16 protein-coding genes are annotated in these 18,938 nt (G+C 71.0%); 11 read left to right on the forward strand and 5 right to left on the reverse strand.

The window, feature by feature from the left end; all coding sequences use genetic code 11:
• Positions 1-133: 133 nt before the first annotated feature.
• The gene (gene fliE, locus bpln_RS17340; RefSeq protein WP_042626254.1) at positions 134-472 is read right to left on the reverse strand and encodes a flagellar hook-basal body complex protein FliE; all 339 of its coding nucleotides are present in this window, start codon (positions 470-472) and stop codon (positions 134-136) included.
• Positions 473-775: 303 nt separating this feature from the next.
• Here fliE and fliF point away from each other — a divergent pair, with 303 nt between their 5' ends.
• Genes fliF through bpln_RS17370 form a run of 6 tightly spaced genes read left to right on the forward strand, consistent with a single transcriptional unit; the run spans position 776 to position 7,627 of the window.
• Positions 776-2,572: a flagellar basal-body MS-ring/collar protein FliF gene (fliF, locus tag bpln_RS17345; RefSeq protein WP_042626255.1), complete on the forward strand. Its 1,797-nt coding sequence runs from the start codon at positions 776-778 to the stop codon at positions 2,570-2,572.
• A complete protein-coding gene (gene fliG / locus bpln_RS17350) occupies positions 2,562-3,557 on the forward strand; it encodes a flagellar motor switch protein FliG (RefSeq protein ID WP_042626256.1) in 996 nt (331 codons plus the stop codon). Before fliF ends, fliG begins: the two co-directional genes overlap by 11 nt.
• The gene (fliH, locus tag bpln_RS37820) at positions 3,550-4,233 is read left to right on the forward strand and encodes a flagellar assembly protein FliH (protein ID WP_042626257.1); all 684 of its coding nucleotides are present in this window, start codon (positions 3,550-3,552) and stop codon (positions 4,231-4,233) included. The genes fliG and fliH overlap by 8 nt, the downstream gene beginning before the upstream one ends.
• Before the next feature lie 7 nt (positions 4,234-4,240).
• A complete protein-coding gene (fliI, locus tag bpln_RS17360; RefSeq protein WP_042626258.1) occupies positions 4,241-5,695 on the forward strand; it encodes a flagellar protein export ATPase FliI in 1,455 nt (484 codons plus the stop codon).
• Positions 5,696-5,697: 2 nt separating this feature from the next.
• Positions 5,698-6,162, forward strand: coding sequence for a flagellar export protein FliJ (fliJ, locus tag bpln_RS17365; RefSeq protein WP_042626259.1), 465 nt, complete (start codon positions 5,698-5,700; stop codon positions 6,160-6,162).
• A 19-nt stretch (positions 6,163-6,181) separates the two neighbouring features.
• The gene (locus tag bpln_RS17370) at positions 6,182-7,627 is read left to right on the forward strand and encodes a flagellar hook-length control protein FliK (RefSeq protein WP_167352309.1); all 1,446 of its coding nucleotides are present in this window, start codon (positions 6,182-6,184) and stop codon (positions 7,625-7,627) included.
• A gap of 200 nt (positions 7,628-7,827) precedes the next feature.
• Here the strand turns inward: bpln_RS17370 and bpln_RS17375 are convergent, their stop codons facing one another.
• Complete coding sequence (locus bpln_RS17375; RefSeq protein WP_055139371.1) at positions 7,828-9,504, reverse strand: GMC family oxidoreductase; 1,677 nt, start codon at positions 9,502-9,504, stop codon at positions 7,828-7,830.
• Between the two features lie 231 nt (positions 9,505-9,735).
• Here bpln_RS17375 and bpln_RS17380 point away from each other — a divergent pair, with 231 nt between their 5' ends.
• Together bpln_RS17380 and bpln_RS17385 are read left to right on the forward strand one after the other, a co-directional pair.
• Entirely contained in the window at positions 9,736-11,412 is a 1,677-nt protein-coding gene (locus bpln_RS17380) for an isovaleryl-CoA dehydrogenase (RefSeq protein ID WP_055139566.1), read from the forward strand.
• A 53-nt stretch (positions 11,413-11,465) separates the two neighbouring features.
• On the forward strand, positions 11,466-12,884 hold the full coding sequence (locus bpln_RS17385) for a coniferyl aldehyde dehydrogenase (RefSeq protein ID WP_042626261.1): 1,419 nt from the start codon (positions 11,466-11,468) through the stop codon (positions 12,882-12,884).
• 100 nt (positions 12,885-12,984) lie between these two features.
• On the opposite strand, the gene bpln_RS17390 is transcribed toward bpln_RS17385, so the two are convergent.
• Together bpln_RS17390 and bpln_RS17395 are read right to left on the reverse strand one after the other, a co-directional pair.
• Positions 12,985-14,016, reverse strand: a complete 1,032-nt coding sequence (locus tag bpln_RS17390) for a serine/threonine protein kinase (protein ID WP_055139567.1) — start codon at positions 14,014-14,016, stop codon at positions 12,985-12,987.
• Positions 14,017-14,056: 40 nt separating this feature from the next.
• Positions 14,057-14,269: a hypothetical protein gene (locus tag bpln_RS17395; RefSeq protein ID WP_006402972.1), complete on the reverse strand. Its 213-nt coding sequence runs from the start codon at positions 14,267-14,269 to the stop codon at positions 14,057-14,059.
• Positions 14,270-14,763: 494 nt separating this feature from the next.
• On the opposite strand from bpln_RS17395, the gene bpln_RS17400 reads away from it, so the two are divergent.
• The 3 genes from bpln_RS17400 (at position 14,764) to bpln_RS17410 (ending at position 17,708) form a co-directional block, all read left to right on the forward strand.
• Complete coding sequence (locus bpln_RS17400) at positions 14,764-16,038, forward strand: MFS transporter (protein WP_055139372.1); 1,275 nt, start codon at positions 14,764-14,766, stop codon at positions 16,036-16,038.
• A 428-nt stretch (positions 16,039-16,466) separates the two neighbouring features.
• Positions 16,467-17,432, forward strand: coding sequence for a DMT family transporter (locus bpln_RS17405; RefSeq protein ID WP_055139373.1), 966 nt, complete (start codon positions 16,467-16,469; stop codon positions 17,430-17,432).
• Positions 17,433-17,522: 90 nt separating this feature from the next.
• The gene (locus bpln_RS17410; protein ID WP_042626264.1) at positions 17,523-17,708 is read left to right on the forward strand and encodes a hypothetical protein; all 186 of its coding nucleotides are present in this window, start codon (positions 17,523-17,525) and stop codon (positions 17,706-17,708) included.
• Between the two features lie 106 nt (positions 17,709-17,814).
• Here bpln_RS17410 and mgrA read toward each other — a convergent pair whose 3' ends face one another.
• Positions 17,815-18,858 carry an L-glyceraldehyde 3-phosphate reductase gene (mgrA, locus tag bpln_RS17415; RefSeq protein ID WP_042626265.1) on the reverse strand — a complete coding sequence of 348 codons (1,044 nt, stop codon included), beginning with the start codon at positions 18,856-18,858 and terminating at the stop codon, positions 17,815-17,817.
• Positions 18,859-18,938 lie beyond the last annotated feature (80 nt).

An 18,938-nucleotide genomic window follows, 5' to 3' on the forward strand; every position in this document is an offset into this window, starting at 1 on the left:
CCTGTAGTGCGTTCGTGTCTATGCGGGAAGCCCGTCGCGACGGCATGCATCGCGCGGGCTATTACCGGCGTTATCGGTAAGGACGGGGAAAGCTTTAGCGCGTCGACGGCGCGGGGGGTGCGCCGTTTGGGGGTCAGACCGACATCTGCATGATGTCGTTGTACGCGCTGACGAGCTTGTTGCGCACCTGCAGGCCGAACTGGAGGCCGATATTGGCCTTTTGTCCGTCGATCATGACATCGTTCAGCGACACGTTCGGCGCGCCGAGTTCGAACGCCTTGGCCTCGCCGGCGGCGGTGGCCTGGGCCTCGCTGATCCGGTCGAGCGACGATTTCAGCGCGCCCGCGAAGCTGCTCGCGGTGGCCGCGCCGTTGCCGGCCAGCGCGGCGCCGGACGTGCTGCCTGCGGCCTGGGCCGCCATCGCCTGCATTTGTTGCAGCGCCGAAGCAATACCGTTGACGGGCGCAGTCATGGGGTCTCCGCAGAAGGATTCGGGAAAAACACGGGAAAAGGAGCCGGCGTCGGCCGGGAAATCGGTCCGGCCCTCGAACCACCTTGCCATGCCAGCACCGGCTCGGTGCTGGCGCGCGCGCGGCGGCGACGAAATGCCGGATTGCGACCAAGCATAGCAAGCGCCCGGCACGCGAAGCGGGTGAAGTACGGGGAAAACTCGGCTCTGTTCCCCCGATCGCCACTGGACGCCGACCGGATAATCGGATCGTGTCATTGTCCGTCCGCTCGTCGAGCGGCAGCCCGCTGTGGAGAACCCCGACGCATGGATTCGCAGGCCAACTCGCTGATCAACCCAGACGCGCGCAACGCCGTCGCCGGCACGTCGCCGAACGCGACCGCCGCGGCCGGCACGTTGCCGGGCGCCGGCGCGGGCGGCGCGGACTTCGGCATGGGCGGTTTCGCCGAACGCTTCTCCGGGTTGCCCGGTCTGTCGCGGATGCGTACCAACCCGAAACTGCCGTTCGTCATCATCACCGCGCTGGCGATCGCCGCGATCGTCGCCCTGGTGCTCTGGAGCCGCGCGCCCGACTACAAGGTGCTGTACAGCAACCTGTCGGACCGCGACGGCGGCGCGATCATTACCGCACTGCAGCAAGCCAACATTCCCTATCAGTTCGCCGACGCCGGCGGCGCGATCCTGGTGCCGGCCAGCCAGGTCCACGAAACCCGCCTGAAGCTGGCCGCGATGGGCCTGCCCAAGGGCGGCTCGGTCGGCTTCGAGCTGATGGACAACCAGAAGTTCGGCATCAGCCAGTTCGCCGAGCAGGTCAACTACCAGCGCGCGCTCGAGGGCGAGCTGGAACGCACCATCGCCTCGATCAACGCGGTGCGCAGCGCGCGCGTGCATCTGGCGATCCCGAAGCCGTCGGTGTTCGTGCGCGACCGCGAGGCGCCGAGCGCGTCGGTGTTCATCGATCTCTACCCGGGCCGCGTGCTCGACGACGGCCAGGTGCTCGCGATCACGCGCATGGTGGCCTCGGGCGTGCCCGACATGCCGGCCAAGAACGTCACGATCGTCGACCAGGACGGCAACCTGCTGAGCCAGCAGCCGTCGTCGTCGGGGCTCGACGCGAACCAGCTCAAGTACGTGCAGCAGGTCGAGCGCAACACGCAGAAGCGCATCGACGCGATCCTCGCGCCGATGTTCGGCGCCGGCAACACGCGCTCGCAGGTCAGCGCCGACATCGACTTCACGAAAAGCGAGCAGACCTCGGAGAGCTACGCGCCGAACGGCACCCAGCAGCAGGCGGCGATCCGCAGCCAGCAGACCTCGTCGTCCACCGAGAACGCGCAGAGCGGCGCGGGCGGCGTGCCCGGCGCGTTGTCGAACACGCCGCCGCAGCCGGCCTCGGCGCCGATCACGGGCGCGAGCGGCGCGGCCGGCACGCCGCCCACGCCGATCAGCGACCGCAAGGACTCGACCACCAACTACGAGCTCGACAAGACGGTGCGCCACACCGAGGCGCCGACGGGCGGCATCAAGCGGCTGTCGGTGGCCGTGGTGGTCAACGACCTGCCGGTGGTGGACGCCAAGGGCCACGTGACGATGCAGCCGCTCACGGCCGACAAGCTCAAGCAGGTCGAGCAGCTCGTGAAGGACGCGATGGGCTACGACGAGAAGCGCGGCGACTCGGTGAACGTGGTCAACAGCGTGTTCACCACCACCGCCGATCCGCTCGCCAACCTGCCGTGGTGGCGCCAGCCCGACATGATCGCGCTGGCCAAGGACGCCGCGAAGTGGCTCGGCATCGCCGTGGCGGCCGCCGCGCTGTACTTCATGTTCGTGCGCCCGGCCATGCGCCGCGCGTTCCCGCCGCCGGAGCCGGTGGTCGCGAGCCCGGCGCTGGCCGCGCTGGGCGGCCCCGACGAGCCCGCGCTCGACGGCCTGCCGGCGCCCGACTCGGTGGTTGCCGAGGACTCGCCCGAGGCGGCGCTGCTGGCGTTCGAGGCCGACAAGCACCGCTATGAACGCAACCTAGACTACGCGAAGATGATCGCTCGGCAGGATCCGAAGATCGTCGCGACGGTCGTCAAGAACTGGGTGTCCGATGAGCGCTGAAGGCCTGATCAAGAGCGCGCTGCTGCTGATGTCGATCGGCGAGGAAGAAGCGGCGCAGGTGTTCAAGTTCCTGGGCCCGCGCGAGGTCCAGAAGATCGGCGTGACGATGGCCACGCTGAAGAACGTCACGCGCGATCAGCTCGACGACGTGCTCAAGGAGTTCGTCTCGGAGGCCGAGAAGCACTCGGCGCTCTCGCTCGATTCCGGCGAGTACATCCGCTCGGTGCTGACCAAGGCGCTCGGCGAGGACCGCGCCGGCGTGATCATCGACCGGATCCTGCAGGGCAGCGACACCAGCGGCATCGAGGGCCTCAAGTGGATGGACTCGGCCGCGGTCGCCGAGCTGATCAAGAACGAGCATCCGCAGATCATCGCCACCATCCTCGTGCATCTGGACCGCGATCAGGCCTCCGAGATCGCATCCTGCTTCACCGAGCGGCTGCGCAACGACGTGCTGCTGCGGATCGCCACGCTCGACGGCATCCAGCCGGCCGCGCTGCGCGAACTCGACGAGGTGCTGACCTCGCTGCTGTCGGGCAGCGACAACCTCAAGCGCAGCCCGATGGGCGGCATCCGCACCGCGGCCGAAATCCTGAACTTCATGACCAGCACGCACGAGGAATCGGTGCTCGAGAACGTGCGCGTCTACGACGCCGACCTGGCCCAGAAGATCATCGACGAGATGTTCGTGTTCGAGAACCTGCTCGACCTCGAGGATCGCGCGATCCAGCTGGTGCTGAAGGAAGTCGAGTCGGAAACGCTGATCGTCGCGCTGAAGGGCGCGCAGCCGCCGCTGCGCCAGAAGTTCCTGTCGAACATGTCGCAACGCGCGGCCGAACTGCTGGCCGAGGATCTCGACTCGCGCGGCCCGGTGCGCGTCTCCGAAGTCGAGCAGCAGCAGCGCAAGATCCTGCAGATCGTGCGCACGCTGGCCGAGCAGGGCCAGGTCGTGATCGGCGGCAAGGCGGAAGATGCGTATGTCTGAACGCGCGCGCGCCGGTGCCGCCACGCTCACCGCGTACCAGCGGTGGGAGATGGCATCGTTCGATCCGAAACCGCCGCCGCCCGTCGAGGACAACGGCGAGGCGGCCGCGGCCGCGCTCGCGCTCGAATTGCAGCGCGTGCGCGACGCCGCGCATGCAGAAGGCATGGCGAGCGGCCATGCCGAAGGGCTCGCGATCGGCCAGCGTGCCGGCTACGAAACCGGCTACGCCGAGGGCATGGAGATCGGCCGCGCCGAGATGCGCGCCGAGGCCGTCAAGCTCGCCACGCTGGCCGCCTCGTTCAGCGAGGCGCTGCTCGGCGCGCGCGACGGCCTGGCCGACGAACTCGCCCAGCTCGCGCTCGACATCGCGCAGCAGGTGGTGCGGCAGCACGTGCAGCTCGACCCCGGCACGGTGCTGGCCGCCGCGCGCGAGACGCTGGCCGCCGAGCCCGCGCTCGCCGGCGCGCCGCAGCTGGTGGTGAGCCCCGCCGACCTGCCCGTCATCGAAGCCTATCTACAGGAAGAACTCGACGCGCTCGGCTGGAGCGTGCGCACCGATCCGGCCGTCGAGCGCGGCGGCTGCCGCGCCCAGGCCGCCTCCGGCGAGATCGACGCGACGCTGCCCACGCGCTGGGAGCGCGTGGCCGCCGCGCTCGGCCACACGAGCGAATGGTGAGCCGGCCATGACCGCCCCCGCTGCTGCCCCGGCGTCCGCCTCCAACGCCCGTCCCGTTCCGGCCGCCGCCGCGATCGCCGCCAATCCGCACATCGCCCACTGGCGCGGCCAGCTCGGCGCGCTGCGCGAACGCGGCGCGCTGGCGCTGCCGCTGCGCCCCTGCGGGCGCCTGACGCGCGCCGCGGGCCTGGTGCTGGAAGCCACCGGGCTGCGTCTCGCGGTCGGCTCGGAATGCATCATCGAGCTGCCGCCCGGCAGCACGCTGCCGGTGGCCGAGGCCGAAGTGGTCGGCTTCGCCGGCGACCGCCTGTTCCTGATGCCGACCACCGAAGTCGCCGGCGTGCTGCCCGGCGCGCGCGTCTGGCCGCTCGAACGCGCGCCGATCGCCGACCCGATGACGGGCGCCAAGCGCCTGCCGGTGGGCTGGCAGATGCTGGGCCGCGTGGTCGATGCCTCGGGCCGCCCGCTCGACCGGCTCGGCCCGCTCGGCTCGGAGATCGACGCGCCGCTGTCCGCGCCCACCATCAATCCGCTCGAACGCGAGCCGATCCACCACGTGCTCGACGTCGGCGTGCGCGCCATCAACGCGCTGCTGACGGTCGGCCGCGGCCAGCGCATGGGCCTGTTCGCGGGCTCGGGCGTCGGCAAGTCGGTGCTGCTCGGCACCATGGCGCGCTACACCAGCGCCGAGGTGATCGTGATCGGCCTGATCGGCGAGCGCGGCCGCGAAGTGAAGGAATTCATCGAGCAGATCCTCGGCGAGGACGGGCTCGCGCGCTCGGTGGTGGTGGCCGCGCCGGCCGACGTCTCACCGCTCTTGCGGATGCAGGGCGCGGCCTACGCGACCTCGCTGGCCGAATATTTCCGCGACCAGGGCAAGCACGTGCTGCTGCTGATGGATTCGCTCACGCGCTATGCGATGGCACAGCGCGAGATCGCGCTGGCGATTGGCGAGCCGCCCGCCACTAAGGGCTATCCGCCGTCGGTGTTCGCCAAGCTGCCGGCGCTCGTCGAGCGCACCGGCAACGGCCCCGAGGGCGGCGGCTCGATCACCGCGTTCTACACGGTGCTGACCGAGGGCGACGACCAGCAGGATCCGATCGCCGATTCGGCGCGCGCGATCCTCGACGGCCACATCGTGCTGTCGCGCCAGCTCGCCGAGGCCGGCCACTATCCGGCGATCGACATCGAGCAGTCGATCAGCCGCGCGATGACCGCGCTGATCGACGATCGCCATCTCGATCGCGTGCGCCGCTTCAAGCAGATGCTCTCGCGTTACCAGCGCAACCGCGACCTGATCGCGGTGGGCGCCTACGCGGCGGGGCGCGACGCGCAGCTCGACCGCGCCATCGCGCTGTACCCGCGCATCGAGGCGTTCCTGCAGCAGGGCTTTCGCGAATGCGCGCCGTTCGCGTCCTGCATGGCCGCGCTCGACGCGCTGTTCCCGGGTGAAGGAGGCTGACGATGTCCGCAGGTTTTCCGCTACAGATCCTGCTCGATCGCGCGCAGGAAGAACTCGACAACGCGACCAAGCAGCTCGGTCTCGCGCAGCGCGACCACACCGCCGCGGTCGCCCAGCTCGACTCGCTGCTGCGCTACCGCGACGAATACCACGAGCGGTTCGCCGCCGACGCGCAGGCCGGCATGCCGGCCGGCAGCATGCGCAATTTCCAGTCGTTCATCGATACGCTCGACGCGGCGATCGGCCAGCAGCGCCGCATCGTCGCCGCGGCCGACGCCCGCATCGAGGCCACGCGCCCCGAGTGGCAGGCCAGGAAGCGCACGCTCGGTTCCTATGAAATCCTGCAGGCACGCGGCGTCGCGCAGGATGAGCAACGCGCGGCGAAACGCGAACAGCGCGACGCCGACGAACACGCAGCCAAAGTGCTGCGCATGCGCGCCGACGCCGCCGCGCAATCCTCCAAATAAACTGGAACGAGACACCGCCATGGCCGCCACTTCCCTGAGCGCATCGCTGCTCGACACCCTCTCCGCCACCCGCGCCGGCCAGAGTTCGCGCGCGAGCGACGCGAATGCCGCCGCCGCGCAGACCTCGACGCCGTTCTCGCAGACGCTGCAGCAGAGCGTGGCGAGCCAGCAGGGCCAGCCGAGCCAGCCGAAGCCGGCGCAGCCCGCGCCCCAGCAGCCGAGCGCGCCGCAACAGCAGCAGGCGGCCGCCACCACCACCCAGGACACCTCGGGCGACGGCTCGGTGCGCCCGCACCGCGGCCACCACGCGTCGGGCAAGGACGACAGTTCGGATACGCAGGACGCGCAGACCGCGACCACCCCGGCCGAGGCCGCCGCGCTCGCCGCCGCCGCGGCGGTGCAGGCCCAGCTCCAGGCGCGCCAGGACGCGGCCAACGGCAACACCGCGGACGGCACCGCCGCCGATACGGCCGCCGCCGCGCTCGCCGCGAACGCGGCCTCGACCGGCAAGGCCGACGCGAACGCGGCCGCCGCCGCGCTGGCCAGCACCGCCGCGGCGCAGACCGCCGCGGCCGGCACCGGCGCGAACGGCAACTCGGTCGCGAACGCGCTGCAGGCCGCGCTCGATCATCTGCAGAACGGCGGCGGGAACGGCGCGGCGGCACCGATGTTGTCCGCCCGCGGCGGCAACGGCGGCAGCAGCGGCAACGGCGCCGCGGGCGGGCAGGCCGGCGCGCATCTGGCCGCGACGGGCAATGGCGCCGCGGGCGCCGATCACAATCCGGTCAACGCGGTCTCGCCGACCGGCTCGTCGGCCTACGCGGCAGCGGCGAACGCCGCCGCCGGTTCGTCGGCCAGCACGCAGCACGTCGACACCACGGCCATCACGTCGGCCGATCCGAACGCGGCCCAGACCGCGCTGGCCGCCGCCGCCTCGCAGCAGGCCACGCCGCTCGCGCAGACGGCCGCCGCCGCCACCGCCGGCGCGGCCGCCGCCGAAGCGACGATCGGCCCGCGCGTGGGCAGCCCCGACTGGAGCGACGCGCTGAGCCAGAAGGTGGTGTTCCTGTCGAACGCGCACCAGCAGAGCGCCGAACTGACGCTGAATCCGCCGGACCTCGGCCCGCTGCAGGTGGTGCTCAACGTGGCCGACAACCACGCGCACGCGCTGTTCGTGTCGCAGCATCCGCAGGTGCGCGAGGCCGTCGAGGCCGCGCTGCCCAAGCTGCGCGAAGCGATGGAAGCGGGCGGCCTGAGCCTCGGCAGCGCCAACGTCAGCGACGGCGGCGCCGGATTCGCCCGCCAGGACGCGCAACGGCAATCGTCGGGCGGAAGCGGGACGCGACGCGCGGGCGGCGGGTTCGCCGCTGGCGGGACGGGCGACGACGCGCTCGCCGGGATCGCAGCGACGTCGTCCAGCGGCGCGACGCAGCAGCGCGTCGGGATGGTCGATACGTTCGCGTAAGCACCTCCAGCGTTGGCGGGTTGGCGTCGGATGGCCGGGCAATCCAGGCGATCGGACGCCGGGCCGGCCCGCTCATTCTGCCCGCGGCCGTGAATTCCTGCCGGCGGCCGCCATCGGGCCGCCTTCGGACTGCCTTCGGACTGCCTTCACGCCGCCCGCTTCGGGCGCCGCGCTTCCCCCCTCCCCGTCCATCCCCACGCTCAGCCGCCCGGGATCCACCCGCCCGCGGCGGCCGCAACAGGCACCACCGGGGCCACGTTCTCGATGCGCTGCGGCCCGGTCCCGCGCCGCGCGGCCACGATGAAGTCAGCCGCGCGCTCGCCGATCATCACCGACGGTGCGTTGGTGTTGCCGCCGATCAGCGTCGGCATCACCGACGCATCGACCACGCGCAGCCCCGTCACGCCGCGCACGCGCAGCTGCGGATCGACCACCGACGCCGCGTCGCCGCCCATCCGGCAGGTGCCGACCGGGTGGTAGATGGTGTCCGCGTGCGCGACGATGGCCGCGCGCAGCGTGGCGTCGTCGTCGGCCGGATCGGTGTAGAGTTCACGCCCGCCTTGCGAGGCGAGCGGCTCGGCCGCCAGGATCCGGCGGATCGCCTTCGCGCCCGTCATCAGCAGGTCGAGATCGCGCGCGTCGCTGAGGAAGCGCGGGTCGATGCGCGGCGCCTCGCGCGCGTCGCCGCTCGCCAGCGTGACGCTGCCGCGGCTCCACGGCCGCAGCGCGCAGACGTGCAGCGAATAACCGAAGCCCCAGTGCATGTGACGGTTGTGATCGTCGACGAGCGCGGTGCAGAAATGCAGCTGCAGGTCGGGGCGGTCGAGCTCCGGCGCGCTCTTGAGGAAGCCGCCCGCCTCGGCGACGTTGCTCGACATCATGCCGTCGCGCTTCGAGAGCCAGCGCAACAGCTGCGGCGTCATCTTGGCCAGCCCTCGCAGGCAGATCCCCACCAGCTCCGTCGAATCCACGCGCTTGTTGATGATGAAGTCGATATGGTCGATCAGGTTGCGGCCGACCTCGGGCGCGTCGTGGATCACCTCGATGCCGTGCGCGCGCAGCGACTCGCCCGGCCCGATGCCCGAACACATCAGCAGCTGCGGCGAGTTGAACGCGCCGGCCGCCACGATCACCTCGGCGCGCGCGCCGATCGTCTCGATCCTGCCGCCGCGTTCGAGCGTGACGCCGGCCGCGCGCCTGCCGTCGAACACCACGCGCAGCGCGGTGGCACCGGTGAGGATGCGCAGGTTGTCGCGCGGCTGGTCGTGGAGATAGGCGCGCGCGACGCTGCAGCGCGCGCCGTCGCGATGCGTGACCTGGTAAAAGCCGACGCCCTCCTGCTCGGGGCCGTTGAAATCGTCGTTGAGCGGATAGCCGGCCGCGCGCGCCGCATCGATGAATCGTTGTGCGAACGGATTGCGAAAGCGCAGGTCGGACACCGTCAGCGGCCCGTCGGCGCCGTGCCATTCGTTCGCGCCGCGCTGGTTGCCCTCGGCGCGGCGAAAGTAGGGCAGCACGTCCTGCCAGCCCCAGCCGGTGCAGCCCAGCGCGGCCCATTCGTCGTAGTCGAGCGGATGGCCGCGCGTGTAGATCATCGCGTTGATCGCGCTCGAACCGCCCAGCCCCCGCCCGCGCGGCTGGTAACCGCGCCGCCCGCCGAGCCCGGCCTGCGGCTCCGTCTGGTAGCCGTAGTTGGTACCGAGCCGGTACGGCACCAGCGCGGCGATGCCCATCGGCAGGTTGACCAGCAGGTTGCGCCGGTTGTCGCCGCCCGCCTCGATCAGCGCGATGGTGGCGTCGGGGCACGCGTCGGCGAGGCGCGCGGCAAGGCTCGCGCCGCCCGATCCGCCACCCACGATCAGATAGTCGTACTGCATGTCATGTCTCCTTCATGTCATGAACAGTGACCGGCTTCGCCTTGCACGGCGAGCGGCGCCATCGTCTGTAATGTTCGCGCATTGTAGGAACGCGACGCGTGAAGCGGCGCACGGAATCAAGAGCGATTCCTCTAAACGCCGGGCGCGCGCGGCCGTAAGATGGCCGGATTCGCCTCGCGCGGCAGCGGGCGGTTTCGCGCCTCCGCGCGCCGCGAAATGGGAGACACCGGCATGGATCAGCAGGCACCGGCAGCCACGCATCAGGTCACGAATCAGGCTCCGCCGCTCACCGACTACAACGCGTTTGAAACCGACCTCGCGCTCGCGGCCGCCGTCGAGCGGCACGGCGCGCCCTGGCATCGAACGGCGCTGGCGCGCCACGGCGCGGCATTGACCACGCCCGATACGCTCGCGCTGGCCGAGTTCGCCAACCGCCACCCCCCTGAACTCATCACGCACAGCCCGCGCGGCGAACGGCTCGACGCGCTCGAATTCCACCCGAGCTGGCACCAATTGCTCACGCTGCTGCGCGGCGAGGGCCTGCACGCGCTGCCGTTTTCCGAGCCGCGCGCCGGCGCGATGGCCGCTCGCTGCGCCGGCTATTTCCTGCACGCGCAGCTCGAATCGGGCTCGCTATGCCCGCTGACCATGACGTTCGCGAGCATCCCCGTGCTGCAACGGGAACCGGCCCTGTTCGAGACGCTGCGCGAGCGGCTCTACACGCGTGAGCACGATCCGCGCGACGTGCCGCTCGCGGCGAAGCGCTCGATGATGATCGGCATGGGCATGACCGAGAAACAGGGCGGCTCCGACGTGCGCAGCAACGAGACGCGCGCGTTCGCGCTCGGCGCGGGCGGGCGCGGCGAGGCCTACCGGCTGGTGGGCCACAAGTGGTTCTTCTCGGCGCCGCAATGCGACGCGCATCTGGTGCTCGCGCGCACCGCCGACCACGCCGGCATCTCGTGCTTCTACGTGCCGCGCTTCACGCCCGATGGCGCGAAGAACGCGGTGCAGATCCAGCGGCTCAAGGACAAGCTCGGCAACCGCTCGAACGCGAGCAGCGAGGTGGAGTTCCTCGACGCCTACGGCGTAATGGTGGGCGACGAGGGCCGCGGCGTGCCGACCATCATCGAGATGGCGAACCTGACGCGGCTCGACTGCGTGATCGGCAGCGCCGCGCTGATGCGTGCCGCGCTCGTGCAGGCGATCCACCACACGCGGCACCGCCACGCGTTCGGCCGCCGGCTCGCCGACCAGCCGTTGATGCGCAACGTGCTGGCCGATCTCGCGCTCGAATCGGAAGCGGCCACGCTGCTGTTCATGCGCCTCGCCGACGCGGTCGAGCACGACGACGGCCAGGACGCCGAGGCGCGCGGCTGGCGCCGCATCGTCACGCCGGCCGCGAAGTTCTGGGTCTGCAAGCGCGCGCTCGAATTCACCGGCGAGGCGATGGAGGTGTGGGGCGGCAACGGCTACGTCGAGACCGGCCCGATGGCGCGCTTCTATCGCGAGGCGCCCGTCAACTCGATCTGGGAAGGTTCGGGCAACGTGATGTGCCTCGACGTGCTGCGCGCGATCGAGCGCGAGCCCGACGCGGCCGCCGCGCTCGTCGCCGCCTGGCGCGCCGATCTCGGCGAGCGGCGCGAGGTGCTGCGCGCGCTCGACGAACTGCTCGCGGCGCTGGCCGCGCCGGCCGAGGCCCGCGAGGCATCGGCGCGACGCATCGCACAGCGCATCGCGTTGATCGCGCAGGCCGCGCTGCTGGCGCGCCACGCGCCCGCCGAGGTGGCCGACGCGTTCATCGCGACGCGCTTTGGCGCGGCGAGCCCCGAGGCGGGACGCGTCTACGGTACGCTGCCCGCGAGCTTCGATCACGGCGCGCTGGTGGCGCGCGCGTTCCCGGCCTGACCCGCGGCCCGGGCCGCCCGACACCGGGCCGCCGGCCGCTCCGAGGAGACGAGATGAAAAACGACCTGCCCGGCCTCGCGACGCTCGACGCGTTGCTGCACGACCAGCGCGCCGCGTTCCTGCGCGCGCCGTACCCGTCGTGGGACACGCGCGCGGGCCATCTGCGCGCGCTGCGCACCATGCTGCTCGAGCATGCCGACGCGCTCGCCGAGGCGATCAGCGCCGACTTCGGCCACCGCGCGAAACAGGAAGTGCTGCTCTCCGAGATCTGGATGGCCAAGGAGGAGATCGACGAGGCGCTGCGGCACGGCCGGCGCTGGATGCGCCCGCGCCGCCGCGCGATGAACAAGTGGCTGATGCCGGCGCGCGCCGGCGTGATCCCGCAGCCGCTCGGCGTGGTCGGCATCGTGGCGCCGTGGAACTATCCGGTGCTGCTCGCCGCCGGCCCGCTGATCTGCGCGCTCGCGGCCGGCAACCGCGCGATCCTCAAGATGTCCGAACTGACGCCGCGCACCGGCGAGCTGTTCGAGACGCTGATCGCGAAGACTTTCTCGCGCGAGCACGTCGCGGTGGTGAACGGCGACGCCGAGGTGGGTGCCGCGTTCAGCGCGCTGCCGTTCGACCACCTGCTGTTCACGGGCTCGACGCAGGTGGGCCGGCACGTGATGCGCGCGGCCGCCGAGCACCTGACGCCGGTCACGCTCGAACTCGGCGGCAAGTCGCCCGCGATCATCGGGCCGGGCGCGCGCTTCGACAACGCGGTGGACGCGATCGTCGCCGGCAAGACGCTGAACGCGGGCCAGACCTGCATCGCGCCCGACTACGTGCTGGTGCCGCGCGGCAAGGAGGACGCATTCATCGCGCGGGCCCGCGCGCGCATCGCGAAGCTCTATCCCGACTTCGCGAACAACGCCGACTACACCTCGATCGTCTCCGAGCGCCATTTCGCGCGGCTCGAACGGCTGGCCGCCGAAGCCCGGGCCGGCGGCGCGGCGCTGCATCCGCTGGCCGACGCGGCGGCCGATCCGGCGCGGCGCCGCTTCGCGCCGCTGGCCGTCACGCGCGCGCCCGACGACACGACGCTGATGCGGGAGGAGATCTTCGGGCCGCTGCTGCCGATCGTGCCCTACGACACGCTGGACCAGGCGATCGCCTACGTGAACGCGCGTCCTCGGCCGCTCGCGCTGTACCTGTTCGAGGAGTCGCGCGCGAGCATCGATCGCGTGATGCGCGAGACGATCTCGGGCGGCGTGTCGATCAACGAGACGCTGATGCACATCGCCTGCGGCTCGCTGCCGTTCGGCGGCATCGGCGCGAGCGGGATGGGCGCGTATCACGGCTACGACGGCTTCGTCACGTTCTCGAAGCTCAAGCCGGTGCTCACGCAGGCGCGCTTCAACGCGCGCAACCTGCTGCTGCCGCCCTACGGCCGGCGCTTCGCGGCGCTGATGAAGCTGATGCTGAGGTTTTGAGGCCGCACGCGCGGCACGGCGGCCAGACGGCCGGTGCCGCGCGGCGAGTGGTACGTGAAGACCGCGCGGCACGGCCCTCGCATGCCTGCCGCCGGTTCGTTCAGACCGGCCAGAGCGGGCCTTCCTGCATCGCGCCGATCTGCTCGCGCAGTTCGAGCACGCGCTCTTCCCAGTAGCGCTGCGTGTTGAACCACGGGAACGCCGCGGGGAAGGCCGGATCGTCCCAGCGCCGCGCGAGCCATGCCGAGTAATGGATCAGGCGCAGCGTGCGCAGCGCCTCGATCAGATGCAGCTCGCGCGGATCGAACTCGCAGAAGTCCTCGTAGCCGGCCAGCAGGTCGGCCAGCGCGGCCGAGGCGCCGGCGCGGTCGCCCGGCAGCAGCAGCCACAGATCCTGGATCGCGGGCGCCATCCGGCTGTCGTCGAAGTCGACGAAATGCGGGCCGCCGTCGGTCCATAGCACGTTGCTCGGGTGGCAATCGCCGTGCGCGCGCAGCATGCGCACCTCGCCCGCGCGCGCGAACGCGGCCTCGACGCCTTCCAGCGCCAGCGCCAGCACCGTTTCGTAGGCGGGACGCAGGTCGTCCGGCACGACACCGCCGGCCAGCAGCGTGTCGCGCGAATCGTAGCCGAAGCTGCGGATGTCGAGCGTGGGCCGCTCGACGTAGTCGGCGGTGGCGCCCACCGCGTGGATGCGGCCGATGAAGCGGCCGAGCCATTCGAGCGTGTCGCGCCGGTCCAGCTCGGGCGCGCGCCCGCCGCGGCGTTCGAACACCGAGAAGCGGAACCCTTCGAAGGCATGCAGCGTGTGGCCGTCGAGTTCGCGCGCGGGGACCGCCGGGATCTCGCGCGCGGCGAGCTCGGCGACGAACGCGTGCTCCTCGAGGATCGCCGCGTCGGACCAGCGCCGCGGCCGATAGAACTTCGCGACGACCGGCGGCCCGTCCTCGACGCCCACCTGGTAGACGCGGTTCTCGTAGCTGTTCAGCGCGAGCAGGCGGCCGTCGGTGCGCAGGCCGGCCGGCATCAGCACGCTGTCGAGCGCGTCGAGCACGCGTTCGGGCGTCAGGCCTGCAAATGGCAGGCCGGCGCTCGCGCCGGCCTCGGAGGGTTCGGAATGGTCGTCGGTCATGCCCCGCATTGTGCCGCGCGCGGAGCGGCTTGACGAGCGTTCAGTGAATCGCGGCGCCCGCCGGCAGCACCGATTCGCCGGTGTCGATCAGGTCCTCGAGAAAGAAGGGCTCGGTGTTCAGTTCCTTCGATTCGCCAGGCACGCCGGCGTACCAGGTCACCATCGCCATGTCACCGAGAATGCGCTGGACGATGCCCCGGGCGCCCTTCGGGACGGCGATATGGGTAGTGCAGACAATCGAACCGACATGCATGATGTTTCCCCACTCAAAGCCGGCCGGTGTCCCGGCCGCGAATACCCGGACGCGCTGCCCGAAGGCCTGGACGCGCATCCATTGTTAACCGATTCCCGCGTGGATGGGAATCGCGTTTATGAAAATAAAAAGACCGCGAAAATACGACCCGGCCGCCCCGCCCCCGTTTTCCGGGACGTCTCGGCCACGCCGGAACCCCGTCCGGCGCAATGCCATCATAACCCGACAGATGTGACGCTCAGCAGAACGCACGATCATCGGCCTTGCGCGAGGCGGCGAACGGCCGATGCCGCAGGACGATATTCCGGGCCGCGTGCAGGCCAATACGCGCCGGCCGCGCGCGCCGATGCCGTGTCGCGCGCGCCATGCCGGCCGATCCGGACGACGCCTTCGGGCGATGCATTCGAACCACACCGCCAGACGACCATTCAGACGACGCGAAGCGGACAACCGGCGTATCGTGGCGGTTTTCGTTCGTTGCAGGGAGTCCCAGCGTGAGTGCATCACCCGGATCGCCGGAGCCGGCCAGCCGCCGCCCCGCCCAATCCGAGCCGTCGTCCTCGTCACCGCCGCCGTATCTCGAGCGCGGCACGCGCGGCTACTGGCACGCGGCCATCGCGCTGCTGTTCGCCGGCTACGCCACCTTCTCGCTGCTCTACTACGTGCAGCCGCTGCTGCCGGAATTTTCGGTCGCGTTCGACGTGAGCCCCGCGCAGAGCAGCCTGTCGCTGTCGTTCGCGACGGCCGCGCTGGCGATCGCGATCTTCGTGGCCGGCTTCGTCTCCGAAGGCCTGAGCCGCCACCGGCTGATGACGGCCTCGCTGACCGCCTCGTCGCTGTTCACGCTCGCGGCCGCGTTCGTGCCGCACTGGCACGAGTTGCTGGTGCTGCGCGCGCTCACCGGGCTGTCGCTCGGCGGCGTGCCGGCCGTGGCGATGGCCTATCTCGCCGAGGAAGTGCATCCGGACGGGCTCGGGCTCGCGATGGGGCTTTACGTGGGCGGCACCGCGATCGGCGGCATGGCCGGACGCGTGATCACCGGCATGCTCGCCGAGTGGTTCGGCTGGCGCATCGCGGTGGCCGGCATCGGCGTGCTCGGGCTGCTGTCGATGCTGGCGTTTCGCGCGCTGCTGCCGGCCTCGCGCCATTTCACGCCGCGCCGCGGGCTCGGCCTCGCGCATCATCGCCGCGCGCTGGCGCGGCACCTGACCGGGCGCCGCGAGCTGCCGGCGCTGTTCCTGATGGGCTTCGTGCTGATGGGCAGCTTCGTCACGCTCTACAACTACATCGGCTACCGGCTGCTCGCGCCGCCCTACGCGATGAACCAGGCCACCATCGGCGCGATTTTCGTGGTCTATCTGGTCGGCGTGTTCGCCTCGCCATGGTCCGGGCGGATGGCCGATTCGATCGGGCGCGGCCGCGTGCTGATCGTGAGCATCGTGATGATGGGCGCGGGCGTGGCGCTCACGCTGCTCGCGCCGGTGGCCGCGATCGCGGCCGGCATCGCCTGCGTGACGTTCGGCTTCTTCGCCGGCCACTCGGTCGCGAGCGGCTGGGTCGGCCGGCTCGCCACCGAGGGCAAGGGGCAGGCCGCCGCGCTGTACCTGCTCTCGTACTACGTCGGCTCGAGCGTGATCGGCTCGCTCGGCGGCCACTTCTGGAGCGCATCGGGCTGGCCCGGCGTCGCGGCGCTGGTTGCCGCGCTGCTCGCGGCCGGCTTCGTCGCGGCGCGCTGGCTGCGCGCGCGGGAACGCATCGGCGCGGCCTGAGCCGGCCCGGACCCGAAGCCGCCGGGCGGCACAGCGCGGGCGGCGCCGGCTGCCCCCGCTTCCCGCCCGCATGAATGCACAAACGCACGCATGCAACGCTTGCCGAACGCCCCCGCCCTGCGCTAACGTGAGGGCTCGTCACCTCATCCACGGTTCCCGAACCATGCGGTCTGCCGCGCACGCTCACCTCGCCGATTGCCAGCCGCCCCTCGCGCGGCGGCTGGTGCGCGTGCAGGCGGCCCCGCCTCCCCCTGTCGATCCGCCGCGCCTCGGCGCGCCGCCGCCGCATCGCGCGGCCCGGCACGGCTGACCCGCGCCGGCGCGTTTCCCGTTTTTCTCCTGCGGTCCCGCCCGCCGTTCGTGCTCGACATCCTCGACGCGCGACCGCGCGCGCGGCCGTTCGCGACCTCGATCGACAAGGGATCACCATGCGTTCCATTCAACGCGCGGTCACCGCGCATTTCACCACTTCGTTGTTCGTGCTGCTGTGGAGCAGCGGCGCGATCTTCGCCGAACTCGGCGTGCGCCATGCGTCCGCGCTCGCGTTCCTGATCGCGCGCTTCGCGCTCGCCTCGCTCGCGCTCGCCGCCATCGCGTGCTGGCGCGGCCACTGGCTGCCGCCGCGCGGCGGGCGGCGCGTCACGGCCGCGATCGGCCTGCTGATGGGCGTCTATTCGATCGGCTATCTGCTTGCGCTCGAACGCGGCATCACGCCCGGCATGCTCGCCACGCTGCTCGGCGCGCAGCCGATCCTCACGCTCGCGCTGGTCGAGCGGCGCTGGTCCGCGCCGCGTGGCGCCGGCCTGCTGCTCGCGCTGCTCGGCCTCGCGCTGGTGGTCTGGCGCGGCCTGGCCGGCGGCGGCGTGTCGGCGGCCGGCGCGGGCTTCGCGCTCGCCGCGCTGGTGGCGATCACCGCCGGCGCGCTGCTGCAGAAACGCAGTGGCGTGGCACCCGCCGACGGCCTCGCGCTGCAGACCGCGATCGGCGTGGCGATGAGCGCGCTGTGCCTGCCGCTGTCAAACGCGCCGTTGGCGTTCGACGGCTCGTGGGCGCTCGTCGTGGCCGTGCTCTGGCTCGGCCTCGTGATCTCGGTGGCCGGGCAGATGCTGTTCTATCGCCTGATGCGCGATGGCGATGCCGTCAACGTGACGAGCCTGTTCTATCTGGTGCCGGTGGTCACCACGCTGATGGACGCGCTCGGTTTCGGCCATCTGCCCGGGCTAGCCGAACTGTCCGGCATGGCCGCGATCCTCGCCGGTCTCGCGCTGGTGTTCCGGCATGCGCCCGATCGTGCGATGCGGCAAAAGAAAGCTCGCCGTCATGTTTCGGAAAGCGAAGCATCGTGCCGCGGACATCGACCAGTTGCGGAAGATGTTTCTCCGGATTCGCAATAATCCGGAACGCGAAATTCACGATTTCGTTACCTATACTTGAATCAACCGCCCGCACTTCACGGGCGGGTCGAATCAAGCCGGGAGACGAACATGAGCTACTTCACGATCGGCGATTTCATCCTTCTGATTCCGATGGCGCTGGCCGGCGCGCTGTTCTTCGGCGCGGTGCCGTGCGGCACGCACCACATGCGGCACAACGTGCTGCGCGTGCTCGGCGCGATGCTCGGGGTGGGCGTCGCGCTGCTGCTGGTCGAGGGGCTGCCCGCGCTGATCTAGCGCAAGCGTTCCGCGGTTCCATCGGTGAACGACGCGCGCTCGCGGCGCGCGCCGTCCTTCTTTTTTCCCGCGCCATGCAGCCTCGCGCCGCGTGACGGGCCTGCCGTCACAGCGCCTGATCGGTCGACGGCTTTTCCCACAGGTTGATCCCGCCTTCGGTCGCGTAGCGATCGATCTCGGCCAGTTCCTCGGCCGTGAAGTCGAGCCGCTTCAGCGCGCCGACGTTCTCGCGCACCTGCTCGGGCCGGCTCGCGCCGATCAGCGCCGAGGTCACGCGGTTGCCGCGCAGCACCCAGGCGATCGCCATCTGCGCGAGGCTCTGGCCGCGCCGCGCGGCGATCTCGTTGAGTCGGCGCACATGCTCGATGTTCTGCGCGCTCAGATGCTCGGCCTTCAGCGAACCGCCGCCCGGCTTGTTGACGCGCGCGTCGTCGGGAATCCCGTTCAGGTATTTCGAGGTCAGCAGCCCCTGCGCGAGCGGCGTGAACGCGATGCTGCCCGCGCCCGTCTCGTCGAGCGCGTCGAACAGTTCCTGCTCGGGCCAGCGGTTCAGCAGGTTGTAGGCGGGCTGGTGGATCAGCAGCGGGATGCGCTCCTCGGCGAGCAGCGCGGCGATCTCGCGCGTCTTGCCGGCCGAATACGACGACACGCCGATGTAGAGCGCCTTGCCCTGCTTCACGGCGGTGGCCAGCGCGCTCGCGGTTTCCTCGAGCGGCGTGTGGGCATCGAAGCGATGCGAGTAGAAGATGTCGACGTAGTCGAGGCCCATCCGCGCGAGGCTCTGGTCGAGGCTCGCCAGCACGTACTTGCGCGAGCCGCCGCCGCTGCCGTATGGGCCCGGCCACATGTCCCAGCCAGCCTTGGTCGAGATCAGCAGCTCGTCGCGATAGGGGCGGAAGTCGTCCTTCAACAGCCGGCCGAAGTTGGTCTCGGCGCTGCCGTAGGGCGGCCCGTAGTTGTTGGCGAGATCGAAATGCGTGATGCCGAGATCGAACGCGGTGCGCAGGATCTCGCGCTGCGTCGCGAGCGGCGTGGTATCGCCGAAGTTGTGCCAGAGGCCGAGCGACAGCGCCGGCAGTTTGAGACCGGACTTGCCGCAGGTGCGATACGGCATGTCCGCGTAACGGTGGGAAGCTGCTTCGTAGGCCATCGGGGTACACTCGGTCGGGTCGTGAAGGCGCCCGCCGGGCGATGCCGGCGGGCGGACGGGAAGCGCATGCCGCGCCATGG

The sequence above is a fragment of the Burkholderia plantarii genome, assembly GCF_001411805.1.
Taxonomy (GTDB): Bacteria; Pseudomonadota; Gammaproteobacteria; order Burkholderiales; family Burkholderiaceae; genus Burkholderia; species Burkholderia plantarii.